This window comes from Neobacillus sp. S1115 (genome assembly GCF_055385565.1).
Map to the genome: position 1 here is coordinate 3,115,786 of NZ_AP038275.1, position 16,408 is coordinate 3,132,193.

16 protein-coding genes are annotated in these 16,408 nt (G+C 41.9%); 1 reads left to right on the forward strand and 15 read right to left on the reverse strand.

The features are described 5' to 3' along the window. Positions 1–104 precede the first annotated feature (104 nt). From ACZ5B7_RS15060 to ACZ5B7_RS15090, 7 genes are all read right to left on the reverse strand, one after another. Complete coding sequence (locus tag ACZ5B7_RS15060) at positions 105–1,100, reverse strand: alpha-ketoacid dehydrogenase subunit beta (protein WP_464494396.1); 996 nt, start codon at positions 1,098–1,100, stop codon at positions 105–107. Between the two features lie 15 nt (positions 1,101–1,115). Further along, complete coding sequence (locus ACZ5B7_RS15065) at positions 1,116–2,120, reverse strand: thiamine pyrophosphate-dependent dehydrogenase E1 component subunit alpha (RefSeq protein ID WP_464494397.1); 1,005 nt, start codon at positions 2,118–2,120, stop codon at positions 1,116–1,118. Positions 2,121–2,223: 103 nt separating this feature from the next. After that, positions 2,224–2,865: an MBL fold metallo-hydrolase gene (locus tag ACZ5B7_RS15070; RefSeq protein WP_464494398.1), complete on the reverse strand. Its 642-nt coding sequence runs from the start codon at positions 2,863–2,865 to the stop codon at positions 2,224–2,226. A gap of 218 nt (positions 2,866–3,083) precedes the next feature. Continuing rightward, a complete protein-coding gene (locus ACZ5B7_RS15075; RefSeq protein WP_464494399.1) occupies positions 3,084–3,845 on the reverse strand; it encodes an SDR family NAD(P)-dependent oxidoreductase in 762 nt (253 codons plus the stop codon). Positions 3,846–4,099: 254 nt separating this feature from the next. Beyond that, on the reverse strand, positions 4,100–5,455 hold the full coding sequence (locus tag ACZ5B7_RS15080) for an MFS transporter (RefSeq protein WP_464494400.1): 1,356 nt from the start codon (positions 5,453–5,455) through the stop codon (positions 4,100–4,102). A gap of 92 nt (positions 5,456–5,547) precedes the next feature. Continuing rightward, positions 5,548–6,285: an SDR family oxidoreductase gene (locus tag ACZ5B7_RS15085; protein ID WP_464494401.1), complete on the reverse strand. Its 738-nt coding sequence runs from the start codon at positions 6,283–6,285 to the stop codon at positions 5,548–5,550. 95 nt (positions 6,286–6,380) lie between these two features. After that, positions 6,381–7,436: a zinc-dependent alcohol dehydrogenase gene (locus ACZ5B7_RS15090; RefSeq protein ID WP_464494402.1), complete on the reverse strand. Its 1,056-nt coding sequence runs from the start codon at positions 7,434–7,436 to the stop codon at positions 6,381–6,383. A 443-nt stretch (positions 7,437–7,879) separates the two neighbouring features. Between ACZ5B7_RS15090 and ACZ5B7_RS15095 the strand changes: the two genes are divergently transcribed. Next, positions 7,880–8,641, forward strand: a complete 762-nt coding sequence (locus tag ACZ5B7_RS15095) for an SDR family NAD(P)-dependent oxidoreductase (RefSeq protein WP_464494403.1) — start codon at positions 7,880–7,882, stop codon at positions 8,639–8,641. Positions 8,642–8,883: 242 nt separating this feature from the next. Here ACZ5B7_RS15095 and budC read toward each other — a convergent pair whose 3' ends face one another. The 8 genes from budC to ACZ5B7_RS15135 form a co-directional block, all read right to left on the reverse strand. Further along, on the reverse strand, positions 8,884–9,621 hold the full coding sequence (gene budC / locus ACZ5B7_RS15100; RefSeq protein WP_464494404.1) for a meso-2,3-butanediol dehydrogenase: 738 nt from the start codon (positions 9,619–9,621) through the stop codon (positions 8,884–8,886). A 182-nt stretch (positions 9,622–9,803) separates the two neighbouring features. Beyond that, the gene (locus tag ACZ5B7_RS15105; protein WP_464489931.1) at positions 9,804–10,616 is read right to left on the reverse strand and encodes an enoyl-CoA hydratase; all 813 of its coding nucleotides are present in this window, start codon (positions 10,614–10,616) and stop codon (positions 9,804–9,806) included. Positions 10,617–10,637: 21 nt separating this feature from the next. Next, positions 10,638–11,345, reverse strand: coding sequence for an ABC transporter ATP-binding protein (locus ACZ5B7_RS15110; RefSeq protein ID WP_423797931.1), 708 nt, complete (start codon positions 11,343–11,345; stop codon positions 10,638–10,640). Beyond that, positions 11,338–12,063, reverse strand: coding sequence for an ABC transporter ATP-binding protein (locus ACZ5B7_RS15115; RefSeq protein ID WP_464494502.1), 726 nt, complete (start codon positions 12,061–12,063; stop codon positions 11,338–11,340). Before ACZ5B7_RS15115 ends, ACZ5B7_RS15110 begins: the two co-directional genes overlap by 8 nt. Next, a complete protein-coding gene (locus tag ACZ5B7_RS15120; RefSeq protein WP_378582601.1) occupies positions 12,050–13,060 on the reverse strand; it encodes a branched-chain amino acid ABC transporter permease in 1,011 nt (336 codons plus the stop codon). Before ACZ5B7_RS15120 ends, ACZ5B7_RS15115 begins: the two co-directional genes overlap by 14 nt. Further along, positions 13,057–13,926, reverse strand: coding sequence for a branched-chain amino acid ABC transporter permease (locus ACZ5B7_RS15125; protein ID WP_464489932.1), 870 nt, complete (start codon positions 13,924–13,926; stop codon positions 13,057–13,059). The genes ACZ5B7_RS15120 and ACZ5B7_RS15125 overlap by 4 nt, the downstream gene beginning before the upstream one ends. A 56-nt stretch (positions 13,927–13,982) precedes the next feature. Beyond that, complete coding sequence (locus ACZ5B7_RS15130) at positions 13,983–15,161, reverse strand: ABC transporter substrate-binding protein (protein ID WP_464489933.1); 1,179 nt, start codon at positions 15,159–15,161, stop codon at positions 13,983–13,985. Positions 15,162–15,251: 90 nt separating this feature from the next. Further along, on the reverse strand, positions 15,252–16,397 hold the full coding sequence (locus ACZ5B7_RS15135) for an acyl-CoA dehydrogenase family protein (RefSeq protein ID WP_464489934.1): 1,146 nt from the start codon (positions 16,395–16,397) through the stop codon (positions 15,252–15,254). Between the last annotated feature and the right edge of the window lie 11 nt (positions 16,398–16,408).

Sequence of the window (16,408 nt, forward strand, 5' to 3'; positions counted from 1 at the left end):
CCAAAATATGTCAGTAAATAACTTCTATTTGCAGTCGATAGTAATCTATGAGTAAACGGTGTTTCCGATATTTAATAGGGTGGAAACACCGTTTCTCATTGATACTAGTATTCCATTAATTCCTTTACGGCATCGATGATCTGCTCTTCACTAGGAATGTAGAACTGCTCCAAATAAATACTTTGAGCGATTGGCACATCAGGGCTGCCAAGGCGTTTGATAGGTGCTTGAAGGTCAAACAGCGCTTGTTCGGATATTTGAGCGGCAATTTCTGCGCCGCAGCCACCCGTTTTCGGTTCTTCATGAACAATTAGAACCCGGCCCGTTTTGCGAACAGAACTTAAAATCGTTTCCATATCTAGTGGAGCGAGCGTACGAGGGTCGACAACCTCAGCCTCTACACCAAGCTTTGCCAGTTTCTCTGCTGCCTTCAATGAGGTCTGAACCTGAAGGGCCGTTGCAATGATTGTCACATCTTTGCCCTCCCGTTTCACGTCAGCCTTGCCGAGCGGAATTAAATACTCTTCCTCTGGAACTTCTCCCTTAACAGCATAGAGCATCTTATGTTCGAAGAATAGGACGGCATTATTGTCACGAATCGCTGATTTTAACATTCCCTTTGCGTCATATGGCGTGGAAGGGATAGCTATTTTCACACCAGGTGCATGCATGAACAGTGCCTGCGGGCTTTGGGAGTGCTCAGGACCGGCTCCGCCTGCGATTCCTACAGGCAGCCTTAGGGTAACCGGAACCTCCATTTGGCCTCCGTGCATAAAACGCCATTTTCCCAGTTTGTTAAATACTTCATCAAAAGCGATGCCGACAAAATCTCCAAATTGTAATTCAGGAATAGGGCGCAATCCGGTGATCGCCATACCCAGTGCGGCACCGACAATGGTCGTTTCGGCAATCGGAGTATCGAAAACCCTTTTTCCTCCGAATTTTTCATATAACCCTCTGGTAATCGCATTAATACCACCGAATTTGCCAACATCTTCACCAAACAATACCGTTTTTTCGTCACGTTCCATTTCCTCGTGCAATGCTTCGACAATGGCTTCACGCATAGTGATTGTTTTTACTTTTACAGATGTACTCACAGTTACCCCTCCTCCTTAGGCAAATAATCCTTCATAGATTCTTTCTGGGTTTGGAAGCGGTGCTTCATCCGCTTTTTTGATAGCTTCCAGGATTTCCCGATCAAGCTGCTCTTCCACATTTAATAGCTCATTTTCTGTGCAAATTTCGTTTTCAATTAATTGTTTTTTGAAATTCTTGATCGGGTCTTTCTGTTCTTTCCAATATTTCAACACTTCCGGATCGACATAATCGTAAGTGTCTCCTTCAAAATGGCCGCGGTGGCGGAAGGTTTTTGCCTCGATAAAGGTCGGACCTTCACCGCGTTTAGCCCTTTCCACTGCTTCTTGAACGCATTCATGCATCAACAAAACATCATTCCCATCGACAACACAGTTTGGAATACCATATCCCCATGCCCAATCTGCAATATGTTCCCTTATGGAATGTGTTTCCTCTGTGGTAGAGGAGATGGCATATCCGTTATTTTCACAAATATAGATAACTGGTAATTTGTAAAGGCCCGCCCAGTTTAAAGATCCATGCAGCGGTTCTCTAGATGCTGCCCCATCGCCGAAATAAACAATGGTTACGCGGTCGGTATCTTGAAGTTTTGCAGAATAGGCGGTTCCTACAGCAATATTAAACTGGGAACCTATCGTCCCGCATTGCCCCAATACCCCCCGTGATGGGTCGGCACTATGTACAATCCCAGCTCCCAGTCCCCGGGTAGTTCCTTCCACAGTTCCTAAAAAGTCTCCATAGATTTTCGAAAGCGGCACGCCTTTAGCAATCTTTTGATTACAACCGCGATGATTATAATAAATATAATCTTCGTCCCGAAGAATATTAGTAATCGAGCCTACTGAAACGCTTTCAGAACCAATTCCAGAATGGTAAAAGCCGGAAACCTTTCCTTCCATCATTAAGCGAATTAAATTTTCATCAAATTTCCTGATTTTCACCATTTCACGATAATACCCAATTAACTCTTCTTTGCTGTAATTCTTTAAATCAATGTCTTTTTGATAGATTTCAGCCACTTTTATTCACTCCTTCTTAAAATTAAACGAAATCATGTTTAAGAATATCTATAGAATTAAGACGCCCCGAAACTGTGGAAACACCCCCTTTCAGTACCTTTTTTTAAATGATGTGTTTGATATGCGGCAGCACTGGATGACTCTTCTCAAAACCAATCGATGACTTGCCTCCATGCCCCGGATATATGACAATATCATTTGCTAGACTAAACAGCCTTTGTGCAATAGATGCTTTCAGCAGTTCACGGTTGCCGTATGGGAGATTTGATGGTCCTGCTGCCCCGGCCAGCAATGTATCTCCAGTAAACAAATAACTGCCGTTTATGAGATAACATACACTTCCTGGAGTATGGCCAGGTGTGTGGATTGCATTGATAGAAAAAGAATGACAATGGATGGTCTCACCGCCATTAAGTAAAATGTCGGGCCACTCACAAACTATTACGGAATGATCCTTACTGGAAAGGTTTAAACTTGGATTCAACAGCCATTCCGCTTCCGAGCCATGGACAATGACAGAAGCATCTGTAATTTTTTTAAGGATGTTTAAACCAGAGATATGATCATAATGGCTGTGAGTTAAAAGGATGTATTCAATTTTCCTGCTGCCGATAAATTCTATCATTTCATCGGGATTTTCCCCCGGATCGATGACAATACAAAAGGTATCTTCAAGATCTGAAATGACGTAACTGTTGGTTTGCAGTTTTCCTGAAGTAAAACAGTGTATTTTTAAAGGTTCCATGAGAAGATCCCTCCTCCAATAAGCAAAACGTGAAAGCGTTTTAATAGATGAAGTGCATTTTTTATATTAAAAATAGATGCAAGTTTCGTGCCAACCAACAAATCACGTAAATATCACAATTATTTGAGAAATTAATCTGCTATTTTTCTTATCATTAGGAATTTTCCCGTTATATTTATTATTCTTGAGAAAATCGAATTTCCCTTTGTTTGGCAAAATTATTGAGCCAGCCACCCGCCATCAACGAAAATAGTTTGACCTGTGATAAAACTACTGGCATCCGATGCAAGCAAGACAGCGGCACCTTCCAACTCTTCCGGATATCCCAACCGTTTCATCGGTGTTTTATTAATAATCTTGTTACGAACCTTCTCATTACTAAGCTCTTCATAATTCATATCAGTCTCGATATAAGCCGGTCCAATCGCATTTACTTGAATCCCATATCTTGCCCATTCAAGAGCAAGAGATCTGGTCAGGTTGATCACTGCAGCTTTGCTCGCTGTATATGCACATATTCCCACATCCCCCACTGCTCCAACGACGGAAGAAACATTGAGAATCTTCCCGTGGCCTTGCTCCTTCATTATTTTTCCGACAGCCTGCGTACAGAAAAATAACGATTTAACATTTAAATCCATTACTCTGTCCCACTCTTCTTCAGTAACATCAAGAGCAAATTTTGTATGTGATGTTCCTGCATTATTGACTAGAATATCAATTTTTCCAAATGCATCCGCAGTCTTCCCGGCTATTTGCTTTATTGCTTCAATATTTGTCAGGTCAACGGCAAAACTCATCGCTCTTCTTCCGATATTTTTTATCTCATCTTCAACCTGTTTGTTTTTTTCTTCGTTTCGGCTGACAATTACGATATCTGCTCCTCTTTTTGCCAAGGCAAGCGCGATGGTTTTTCCCAGGCCTCTGTTTCCACCGGTTATGATGGCTGTTTTATTTTCAAGACAAAATGGATCGGCCATTTTCATTCCTCCCTAAAATTTAAGTTTCTAATCCTTTTTTCGCAATTTTTGTGCCAAGATTATTGTCGTTGAAAAAATAACCTTTAATAGGAAATATAACTAATTCTTTTCTTAAAGATAGGAATTATTTAATAACAATTCGCATAAAAAAAGTGACCCCAAATTATTCAGGGTCACTATTATATGGTGTATTATGATGCTTATCTTGAAGTCTCATAAACTTACAATTTTCCAATTCCTAATATTCATATTCTTCAGATAATTGTAGGCGCTGGTTTATCTTCCTGTTTGGGGCCACTATTTGAAGAGTTTGCATCTGTTGTTGCATTGACGCTAATTTCCTTCGATAGATAGACCAATACAATGGTGGCTAAAAAGACACATCCACCAATGATCCAGATCTTATTTAGGGCTGCGGGGCCACTAACCGAAGGGTTGATCCATTTGCCGCTCATACTTACAAGAATATAACCAAATGCGACCTGTAAAGCCGCTGATAATCCATTTAGAGTACCGGAGTATTCAGGTTTTGCAATCCCCGCCCAATAGGCGTTAACTGTCCCCCAAAAGAATGGATTACAGAAAAATCCAAACCCGGAAATCAGGATCGCCCAGACGATATAATTCGGACTGAGTAAGGCAGCGGAAAAAAAGGCTAATCCACTTACCAATGGACCAAAGGCCAAAGCCGGACGGCATTTTCCGCCAAAGAACTTATTGATGATTGGTCCGTTGACAAAGCCAAATATAATGGGGATAAATGTGACGAAAAAGATCAGCATCGAAGCGGTAGCTGGCGTAACTTTAAACTCATTTAATAACGTATAAGACCCCCAAGTGCCAATCAACCATGTCGGTGTTGTACCTAAACCTGTAGCAATCGCCATCGTCCAAACAGTTCGTTGTTTAAACAAATCCCTTAAATGAGACCATTGAAATTTTTCGGCATTTTGTTCTTCAACTGAAGGCTGATCCGAATAAATATAAGCTACCTCTTCTTTTGAAATGCCTTTAAAATCTTCGGGACGATCAGTAGTTTTAAAAATAAGGAAGAAAATTAATGGAATGGCTAAGACAGAAACAAGCAAAAACACTTTTTCCCAGCCGATCGCATCTGAAATAGGCAGTGCTACGATAGCTCCGATTGCCCCGGATGCCATCGTAAAGCTCATCCAAATGGCAGCGTAACGCGCTCTTTCCCTGCCCGGCAGCCACATGGCCATCATTTTATTGCATGGTGCCCATAAAAAGCCAAAAAATACTCCAAAAACAAGGTTTCGAAGGTAAAGCGTAGAATAGGAGTCTACAAACGCCATTGATGCACTCAATACCGATACTCCGATGAGACAGATGAGCAGCATCTTTTTAGCTCCTATCCGGTCTGACAAAATACCAGCAATAAACAATACAGGAAAATAGCCTAGTAGGTAAGCCGCAGAAGCTGAACCAATTTGTTCCGGAGTCAATTTAAGTGATCCGCTCCAAAGCGGGGTCAAGACTGCAAAGACGCTTTCATCCATCCAAACTACGAAATTAATCGCAAACACAATGGCTAAAACGATAAACCTTTTTTTCGTCACTTCTAGTTCTGCTGCAGCAGCATACTTCATACACTTGCACCTCCATCAAATTTGGGTGAATATATAAAAGTCTGACTTAACTTAGCATGATGGTATAAGTTACCATATAGAATTTTATAGAATTATAGCAATCCCCGGCCCCCATCAATCGGGATGACTCTGCCTTGGATCATCTGAGCGCCCGGACTTGCCAAAAAGGCAATGACCTGAGTCACGTCCTCAAATTGAAGACCGCGCCCACTAGGGTTTATCGTTCTTTCATATTCCAGATACTCTTCAACTTTTTCCGGAATAACTTGCCTTAGTGCCTCAGTATCCAATGTTCCCGGGGAAACAACATTAATCCGGATACCCTTTGGAGCCAGTTCGAGGACAAGATAACGAACGATTGCCTCGGTAAACGCCTTCGTTGAGCCCATAGCGGCATAATATGGTCCTACATGGTCGGAACCACGGCTTGAAAGGGCAATAACCGAAGAACCATAATGCAGCAATGGCATAGCTTCGCGAATGGTTTCGATCAGAGAAAGATTACTAACTGCAATTGCCCGTTGCCACTGTTCCCAGGAAAGGGATAATCCTTCGCCAGGGATAATGGCCACTGCACAATGAACAATCAAGTCCAGTCTATTAGTCTTGCTTTTAATCTGTCCCAGCATCTCTTTAATCGCCAATGGGTCGCCGACATCGGCCTTGATTATGTGCGCTTCCGCTCCCCTTTCCGTAATTTCCGAGGCTGTTGCTACTGCTGCTGCATCATCATGGGCGTAATTCACAAATATTTGATTTCCTTCTGAGCTAAATTGCAAGGCTGTAGCTCTTCCGATTCCTTTACTGCCCCCTAGGATTAATACATTCATCACAAAACCCCTTGTTGTAGATTTTGGTAAAATCAATACCAAACTATCAGGCACTGGAATCTATAAAAAGCCAGTCGCCGGTTAAGGAAAACCTATTAAAATTCAATCATGACCTTTACTGAAGCATGTGGATTCATTTGGGTTTCAAAAGCTTCTTTTGCGTGATCAATCGGGAAAACATGGGTAATTAAATGCTTGGTTTGCACTTGTTGATTTGTTAATAACTCGATCGATCGATGGAAATCGCCTCCCAAGCAGCCGAGAATTTTCGGTGCTTTGTGGACAATTTTTGTCGTGTCAAGGAGTGCCTTTTTTTCAGGAAGACCGACAAACGCAATGACACCGCCGCTTCGGACAAGTTCAAAGCTATCTTCAACAGCCGAAGGTGCCCCAGATGCTTCAACCACAATATCCGTCATCGCCCCCTCGTTAAAATGGTAGGGACCTGCACCATATAATTCCTTGATTCTATTTAAAACATTTTCCTTTGTTGCGTTAATGACAACATCAGCGCCTGATGTTTTTGCCATATCCAATCTAATTTCTGATACCTCACTAACAGCAACTTTAGCTACTTCATAGGATTTAAACACTTGCATACACGCGTTGCCAATTAGCCCTGCACCAAGAACGGCAACCTTATCCCCTTTCTTGGGTTGACAAAGATCTACCGTATAGGCCGCAACAGAAACCGGCTCTATTGTCGCAGCCGTAATAGGATCGAGGTGATCAGGGATTTTATGAAAACTTATTCCATTCATAGCATTTTGGATCACCAGATATTCCGCAAACGCTCCCTGGAGACCGTAGCCTGTAGATGCCTTAAATAAATTGGGGCACAGTGTAAATTCGTTTCTTTTGCACCAAAAACAGGTGCCGCATACCCCTGAATGAAACCCTGTTCCTCTTTCACCCACTTCGATATCTTTTACAAGGGCACCAACCTTGACTACTTCACCTGAAAATTCGTGCCCCATGATTTGGCCTTTTTCAATATACATTCCCGAACCATAACTATGAACATCCGACCCACAAATTCCGCAAGCATTTACCTTGAGCAAAATATCATTTGGCCCAACTTCTGGAATATCAACATTTTCAACTCGAATGTCTCTTGGACCATAATAAACTGCTGCCTTCATTTTTCCCATTGGAAAACACTCCTTTACACATAATAAAAAACTACGAATCTCCGGATAGAATTTTTATGTAATCCGACCACCCCCTTAGGGTAAGCGTTTTCAATCGATTAGGACTGATTTGTACTTCGTTATACCCGATGCAACTTTCATGCCAAACACAACATGTGGAATAGACGAGGTTTTTAGTCAAGAAAGTATTTTTCTTTTTCCTTTTTTGAGAATTTTTTTGCAAATTTTCTTGTCTTTGCAAAAAAAATTCATGCAGTTCTTACTAAAGCCAGAGCAAATTTTTGTGTTGGATACTCGGCGTTGTTGACAGAAATATCCGTTTTTCCAAATGTTTACTAGACTCTTTGAACAAATTTTCAAATAAATAGGTGACTAATTTTTCCTTTTTTGCTAGAATGAAAGCGATATAATTTTTTGAAAAGTCTGAAAAATGGGGGATTTCTATGAGTCGTTTATTAGGTAAAGTAGCAATAATTACAGGTGCTGCAAGCGGTCAGGGAGCAGCAGAAGCGCGTTTATTTGCAAGGGAAGGCGCAAAAGTAGTCGCAACAGATATTCAAATCGAATTATTGGAAAAAGTGGTAAAGGAAATTCAAGATAACGGCGGAGAAGCAGTTGCTGTTAATCATGATGTAACAAAAGAAGAACAATGGCAAGAAGTAGTGAATAAAGCCGTCAATACATATGGAAAACTTGACGTCCTTGTCAATAATGCTGGTATTGGCGGTGCTGCTGGTTTTGCTTTAATAGATGATGTTGATTTAGCCGGTTGGAATAAATTTATGACAGTAAATGCAACAAGTCAATTCTTGGGAATTAAATCAGTGATTCCAGAATTAAGAAAAAATGGCGGAGGATCAATTGTGAACATTTCTTCCATGGCTGGTCTTGTCGGTGGTGCAGCTGGTATTCATTATACTGCATCAAAAGGTGCCATTCGTTTATTAACCAAGGATGCTGCTGTAGAATTAGGTCCAGATAATGTTCGTGTTAATTCTGTTCACCCTGGTTTTATCGATACACCAATGGTTTCGGTTGTGACAGATAATCCTGAATTAACAAAAGCAGCATTACAAAGTATTCCACTAGGCCGTGCTGCACAACCTGAAGAAGTAGCAAATTTGGTATTATTTTTAGCTTCTGACGATGCATGTTATATTACTGGTGCTGAAATAGCTATTGATGGCGGTGCAACCGCGAAGTAACTTCTTTGGATAAATCGTTACCGCTATTTATCTGTAACATGGTGCATGATACGATCTTCCCTTCGTTTTTATTAACTAGCCATTTTAAAGGCTTTTTAGTTAGCTGAATAATTCACAGATAGACGGTGTGACCAAATATCCCATATGAATGACTAAAAAAGGCTCTGGAAATTTTCCAGAGCCACTAATAATTTTCCATACAATATTGAGTTGATAACTTAACTGTATATTAATCTAAAATATTATCTAGCAGTATAACCGCCATCAACGACCAAACTGGTACCGGTAATAAAACTTGCATCATCAGAGGCTAAAAAGACAACAGCCTTTGCGATTTCATGAGGCCTGCCGAATCTGCCCATCGGATGAAGTGAAATTAATTGATCTCTCTTTTGTTCATCAAAATGAGAGATGAATGGAGTTTCGATATAACCAGGACAGACAGTATTTACTCGAATATTCTCCGCTGCGTACTCGATAGCCAATGTTTTCGTAAGATTTACAACTGCCCCTTTTGATGCAGAATAGGCAGCGGCATTGAGTTGCCCTACATGCCCCAAAATTGAGGCATTATTGACGATACTGCCTCCACCTGTTCTTTTCATTACTGGTATGGTATGCTTTGCTGTTAAAAAAACACTATCTAGATTGACTCCCAGCACCTTATGCCAATCCTCTAGAGCTAAATCCGTAACAGGGCTAGCAGTCCCTAGACCTGCATTATTAAACAAAATATCGATTCTCCCAAATTTAGAAACTGCTAAATTGATTAATTGTTCTATTTGCGTTTCATCCGTTACATCACAATAAGAATAAATAACGTTAGTTTGATGCAGTTTTTGAGAAAGTTGATTGCCTTTCTCTCTATCTAGATCGGCAATTATAACCTTTGCACCTTCTTTCACCATTTCGCTAACCGTATATTTTCCAATTCCGCTAGCGCCGCCTGTAACAATTGCCACTCTATTATTAAGCTTCATTTTTCTTTGCAACACCCCTCTATTTTCTCTTAATATAGACTTTGATCTATAATAATAATTCCTAAAATGAATACTTTATGTAAGCTATGAAATACGAAAAAAAACTCCAAAGGTTAATTATATCTTTGGAGTTAATTAAGTTATTTCCAATTGGTTAAAAATCACCAATGCTTTTAACTAAGTCATGATTTAAAACTTTTATCTCGTTCATCGAAAAGTTTCCTCAAATCCCCGCGTTTATGATTTCCCATTCCATATCTGGCTTCTTCGGTAGAGTGGCTTAACAAATGGGAGGCAAAGTGCATCTTCATCGAGTTGGTGTAGCCCATATTATCAAGGGTATTGTTAATTGACTCCTTCACAAGTGATACAGCCATCGGCGGCATGAGGGCCACTCTTTTGGCCATTTCATAAACCGAATCATCCAGCCCCTCTCGCGGAACTACTTTATTGACCATTCCAAGCCGAAAAGCTTCCTGAGCGGTTAAACTATCACCTGTAAAAAGCAATTCTTTGGCTTTTTTCTCACCAACCACCCATGGCAGGATCATGACTTCCTGACTATTGGCACCCATTCTGACAACAGGATCATTAAACACGGCATCCTCTGAAACGATGACAATATCGGCCATTAACGCCAATACCAGCCCTGCGGCGATACAATAACTATGAACCTGAGAGATTAATGGTTTACGGATATTCCGCAAATACATGATTTCATCAAAGTAATACTTCCGCTCCCATTGAATCCGTTGCTCAGAAGTATTCGGATATTGCTCCTCGACTGACAAATCATGTCCAGCCGAAAAACAAGGACCTTCCCCATTAAAGATGATGACTCGAATGTCATCGTTATTCTCTGCTTGGCGAAAGGCTTGACCCATCTCGACAATCATCTTTTTATTGATTGCATTTCGTTTTTGCGGACGGTTCATGGTCACCCAAGCAATTCCTTCTCCAGGCGATTCTTTATATAAAATCGTTTCATAAGCCACAACCTGCACCTCCATTTCATATTAAAATCCAAGATAAATTTTTCTGACACGATCATCATTTAATAAGTCAGATGACTGGCCTTCGAGGCCGATTCTGCCTGTTTCAAGAATATAAGCCCGGTCGGAAATCTTTAACGCGGCATTGGCATTTTGTTCCACTAATAGAATGGTGGAGCCTTCTTCGTTCATCCTTTTAATCATCTTGAAAATTTCGGCAACAATGATGGGGGCTATGCCTAACGATGGTTCATCAAACAAAAACAACTTAGGCTTTGCCATAATCGCCCGGCCTATTGCCAGCATTTGCTGTTCCCCGCCGCTCATCGTTCCCGCCATTTGCTGGCTTCGTTCCTTCAGCCGGGGAAAAAGGTCAAAGATGTGTTCTAAATCCTTTTTGATAGCAGCCTGTGAATCCTTGCGGCGGAAGGCACCCATCTGCAGGTTTTCATAGACAGACATGTCAGGGAAAACATGTCGTCCTTCCGGAACATGCCCAATTCCCATCTCCACAATTTTATGGGAGGTCATCTGATGGATCGGCTCTCCCATAAAAGTAATCGACCCTCCAGAAGCCCTTTTAATACCCGAAATGGTTCGTAATAACGTGGTCTTCCCCGCACCATTTGAGCCGATGAGGGTCACGATTTCGCCCTCATTGACCTCCAGCGAGACATCATGGATGACTTGTACTTTATCATAATGGACTTGAAGATTCTCGATTTTAAGCAAGTGCCTCACTCCCTAAATAGGCTTCAATCACACGAGGATTCTCCTGGATTTCCTGTGGTGTTCCTTCAGCAATTTTCTTGCCATACTCCAATACGACAATTTTGTCGCACAAGCCCATGACGGCTTTCATATCGTGTTCAATCAAAATAATGGTCACACCTAATTTGGTCCGGATTTCTCTCAGTAAATGCACCAATTGCTTCGTTTCCTCTGGATTCATCCCGGCGGCAGGTTCATCGAGGAGAAACAGCTTTGGTTCTGTTGCCAAAGCAATGCCAATGGCGAGCCGGGTTTGATAGCCCAGACTCAAGTTTTCAGCAGTGGTATCTTTATATTCGCTGACACCGACGAACTCCATAATCTCGAATGCCTTTTGTTCCAGCTGGCGTTTCGTTCTTGATGGGTCTTTTCTCCTCATTACGTACTGTCCAGTTGTGATATTTTCATAGACAGACAATTTAGGAAAAACCTGCGTATGCTGAAAGGTTCTTGTTAAACCCAATTCTGTAATTTGAAAAGGATTTAATCCTGTAATCTTCTTTCCTTCTAAATAGACTTCTCCTTGTGAAGGCGGGAAAAAGCAGGTGATACAGTTAAAAAGCGTACTCTTTCCGGCCCCGTTTGGACCGATAATCCCCAAAATATCCCCTTGCTCAACCGTAAACGAAACATTGTCAAGTGCCACTAACCCTTTAAAGAATCGGCTAATTCCTTTCACTTCCAGCAATGGCTGCCTCCTCCTTTCCTGTCGACAGAAGATTTTTTTCGCTATGGTGTTTCTTTTTCCGGAATAAACTCTTAAGGAGACCAAGAATACCGTCACGCATAAACATAATCGTTAAAACAAGCAATCCTCCGTAAATCACCATCCGCCATTCCGATACACTGCGTAACAGCTCAGGCAGAAAGATAAGAAAGGTTGTGCCTAAAATCGGTCCGATGATGGTTCCCATCCCCCCGATAATGACCATCAGAAGTATACTGACAGACTCTGAAACGGTAAAGGAATACGGGGATATATAGGAGTTATAGGATGCATAAAGACTGCCCGCAAATCCAGCGAGCGCGGCACTTAACGTAAAAGCAAAAATCTTTACTTTCCAAGTATTAATCCCGACAAACAACGCAAAGTTTTCATTCTCGCGGATGGCGATCATGGCTTTACCCGTTCTCGAGCCAATTAACAGCTTCACAAACAAGACTACCAAAACCGCACTGATTAATATTAAGTAATAAAAGTGTTCACGGAGGGCAAAATCAAGCCCGAGAATATTAGTTGGAAACGGAATGTTATAAATACCATTTGGTCCGCCGGTTAAATCTCGCCAATTATAGATGGTTAAGCGGATAATCTCGCCAAAACCCAAGGTAACGATGGCAAAAAAGTGGGTTTTAAAGCGCAGTACCGGAAGCCCAATTATAAACCCCAACACCCCCGCAACGATTGCTGCAATGGGGAAGGAAGCCCAAAACGAAAAGCCTGCTGAAGTTGTCAAGATGGCACTTGTGTAAGCGCCAACTGCAAACAAACCAACATGGGCAAACGAGAGCTGGCCGGTATACCCGACCATCAGGTTAAGGCTGGCAGTTAAGATGACCCAAATACCAATTTGATTGAGAATATGGATTAAATACGAGTCTAATAGGAACGGCAAGACGGAGAGAACAACCAAGACCGCGATAATCGTTCCCATTTTCATTCGATTATTGATCATCTTTTCGCCCCCCCAAACAAGCCATTAGGTTTTAGTAAAAGAACCAAAATTAACAGAATATATCCAACTAAATCTTGGTAGGAAGCAGCCCAGAATAGAGAGGTAAACGTTTCGGCGTACCCCATAACGAAGGCACCGACAATCGCACCCACGACACTCCCCATGCCGCCAAGAATAACAATAATAAAAGCTTTCAAGCCAGGCCCTAACCCCATCGTCGGGTCAACGACATAAAGAGAACCAATTAATCCGCCCGCTATCGCCGCCATACCGGCACTAATCGCAAACACCAGGCCGTATGTAAGGTTTATGTTGACCCCCATCAGGGCCGATGCATCCTGATCCTGTGATGTTGCCCTTAGTGACCTTCCAAACTTCGTAAATTTAATGACCCAAAATAGAACCGCCACTAATAATGCCGTCAGCAACAACACCATTAAACGATGGGTGGAAATAGAAGCACCGATGAATGTAAAACTCTTATCAGAAAAAGGCGTCGGGATGCTTCTCATTCCTGTCCCTGCAATCTTCAAAACTAGATTGCTGATAAAGATGGATAACCCAATGGAAGCTAATAAAGTATTTAACATAGCCGTATTTCTGAGCGGCCGGAAAATATAGCGCTCAATCAAAAACCCAAGACCGCCGACAATTAACATGGCCCCAAGAATCGCTACAAAGAAGTTAATCTGATAGACACCCACCATAATAAACGTAGTAAAAGCACCCAGCATATACAATTCGCCATGTGCAAGGTTAATAACATGCATAATGCCAAATACAAGGGTAAAGCCAATCGCCATTAATCCATAAATGCTGCCACTCACTAGTCCATCCAGTATAGATTGAATTATTTGATCTCCCATGATTAACCCCCTTTTAAAAATAGAGGCAGAGACCAAGATCTCTGCCCCCTATATAATTATTTCGGTAGCGGTTCATTTACTGTTTGGTAAATCACTTTACCGTCTTTGATGATTGCCCGATTTCCTACTAGGCTGTTTTCACCTTTCTCATTGAAGCTGTAAGTTCCAATGAGTCCCTTATACTTTGCATCACGGATAGCTTTGTTGATTTTTTCCTTATCTGATACAGTTCCCGCTCTCTGCATCGCATCAACAATAAAGTGGATGCCATCATAACCCGAATAGTTGAAGGAGTTTGCTTTGTAACTATTGGATTTAGCAAATAGCTCTTGGAATTTTGTGATTTCAGGTGTTATGGCGCCGGCACGGCTTAAGGTAACCAAGCCGTCTACGGCATCTGGAGCCAATTTAATCAATTCTTCTGGTATACTTCCGCCTGACTCCATAATTTTCACATCAGGCATCACTTCATGCAGTTGCTTTAATAACGGAACAGCTAATTCGGTTTCGGCAGCTAGTACGACACCGTCAGGATTTTTTGCTTTGACTTTATTTAACATGGTCATAAATTCTTTTTGTTCCGGCGCAAACTTTTCCGTTGCGACAATTTTAAGACCTTTTTCTTCCATTGCAGGTGGGTATAGCTTTCCATATGATTGACCCCAGGCATCATCAACATAGATAAAAGCAATATTTTTCATTCCCATGTCTTTCATCGTTTTTGTACCGGCTTCCACATAGTTTTTGTTTGCCGGTGCTGCTTGTGAGAAGAAGCTGGCTCCTTGAGCTGTTAAGATGTCACTAGCGGCAACAAAAGTGATAAGAGGTGTCTTAGCACGTTGGGCAATTGGAATCATGGCGGCTGTCTCGGAACTAATCGAGGTTCCTAGAATGACAGGCACTTTGTCCTGATTAATCAGCTTTTCTGTTGCGGCTGTTGCTGATTCAGCTCTTCCCTCGGAGTCATATTGAACGATTTTCACTTTATAGGTTTTGTCGCCAACCTTAAAACCGCCGTTGTCATTGATTTCTTTCTCAGCTGCTTTATGTCCGTCCAAAACCCACGTTCCGGTTTGCGCAATTGGTCCGGAGGTGGCCAGCACAACGCCAATTTCTACAGTTCCTCCAGAACCGCCCGATTTGCCGGATGTCTCTTCTGATCCTTTACTGCACCCTGCCAAAGCAGCAAAAACGGAAAGTACGAAAATTACTAGGCCCAACTTTACTTTTTTCATAAACACCACGCCCTCCTAGGGTCAAAATTTGATTGGTATAAACCTTTACTCCTCTGGAAAAATAAAATTTTCAGTTATTTTTTGCGTTGCTTACAATTCAAGCCTTTTCGCAATGATGCTTTTCATAATCTCGTTGGTTCCTGCATAAATGGAGGTAGCCTGAATATCCCTGAACCTTCTGGCAATCTCATATTCTTCCATGTATCCATAGCCGCCGTGGAACTGCATGCATTGAGTAGCAATCCTTTTGGCTAGATCTGTTACCCACCACTTCGCCATTGACACCTGTGTCACAACATCGTTTTTCTCGATATGATTGGCCACAAGATCATCGACAAAGACGCGGGCAATCTGGATTTCCGTCGCCATTTCCGCCATTTTGAATTGGGTATTTTGGAATTGGCTGATAGATTTTCCAAACGCAGTCCTTTGTTTCACATAATCCTTCGTTATATCGAACATTCGTTCCGCGACAGCCACAGCCCCAACTGCCACAAGGAGCCTTTCCTGCTGCAGCTTTTCCATTAAATAATAGAAACCTTTCCCTTCCTCTCCCAATAGATTGACCGCTGGTACTTTTGCATCCTCAAAGACGAGCTCAGCCGTATCGGAACAATGCTGCCCTACTTTACTGAGCTGCTTGGCTTTAATAAAACCTGGGGTACCTGACTCAACCACCAACAGGCTGACACCTTTGTACGCAGGTTCCGCTTTCGGATCTGTCTTGCAGACAAGAACGACTAGATCGGCATGGATGCCGCTGGTAATAAATGTTTTGGCACCGTTTACAATATAGTAATCTCCTTCTCTTCTAGCCGTAGTTTTGATTCCTGCAAGATCAGAGCCTGAGCCTGGTTCGGTCATCGCAATAGCGGTTATGAATTCCCCTGATAAACAGCCCGGAAGCCACTTTTCCTTTTGTTCTTCGTTACCAAAACTATTAATATAAGGAACGACAATATCATTATGGTTATTGATGCCAACCAAGCCGCTACCAACCTTTTCTAGTTCTTCGTTAATGACAACGGAATATCCAAAGTCAGCATTCACACCGCCATATTTTTCATCAACCCATGGAGCGAGGAAGCCATTTTCCCCCATCTTCTTCCAGAAGGACCGTGGAACCAATTTCTCATGTTCCCATTGTTCATAGAAAGGAATGGCTTGCTTTTCTAAAAACTTCCTTAGGGAACGTCTAAATATTTCGTGCTCTTCCTTGAGGAATGCCCTTGCCATCTGTTTTTACC

Coding starts and splice junctions, on each gene's coding strand:
- ACZ5B7_RS15070 (WP_464494398.1), bottom strand. CDS start 2,865: ATGGAACCTTTAAAAATACACTGTTTTACTTCAGGAAAACTGCAAACC.
- ACZ5B7_RS15075 (WP_464494399.1), bottom strand. CDS start 3,845: ATGGCCGATCCATTTTGTCTTGAAAATAAAACAGCCATCATAACCGGT.
- ACZ5B7_RS15080 (WP_464494400.1), bottom strand. CDS start 5,455: ATGAAGTATGCTGCTGCAGCAGAACTAGAAGTGACGAAAAAAAGGTTT.
- ACZ5B7_RS15085 (WP_464494401.1), bottom strand. CDS start 6,285: ATGAATGTATTAATCCTAGGGGGCAGTAAAGGAATCGGAAGAGCTACA.
- ACZ5B7_RS15090 (WP_464494402.1), bottom strand. CDS start 7,436: ATGGGAAAAATGAAGGCAGCAGTTTATTATGGTCCAAGAGACATTCGA.
- ACZ5B7_RS15095 (WP_464494403.1), top strand. CDS start 7,880: ATGAGTCGTTTATTAGGTAAAGTAGCAATAATTACAGGTGCTGCAAGC.
- budC (WP_464494404.1), bottom strand. CDS start 9,621: ATGAAGCTTAATAATAGAGTGGCAATTGTTACAGGCGGCGCTAGCGGA.
- ACZ5B7_RS15120 (WP_378582601.1), bottom strand. CDS start 13,060: ATGATCAATAATCGAATGAAAATGGGAACGATTATCGCGGTCTTGGTT.
- ACZ5B7_RS15125 (WP_464489932.1), bottom strand. CDS start 13,926: ATGGGAGATCAAATAATTCAATCTATACTGGATGGACTAGTGAGTGGC.
- ACZ5B7_RS15130 (WP_464489933.1), bottom strand. CDS start 15,161: ATGAAAAAAGTAAAGTTGGGCCTAGTAATTTTCGTACTTTCCGTTTTT.
- ACZ5B7_RS15135 (WP_464489934.1), bottom strand. CDS start 16,397: ATGGCAAGGGCATTCCTCAAGGAAGAGCACGAAATATTTAGACGTTCC.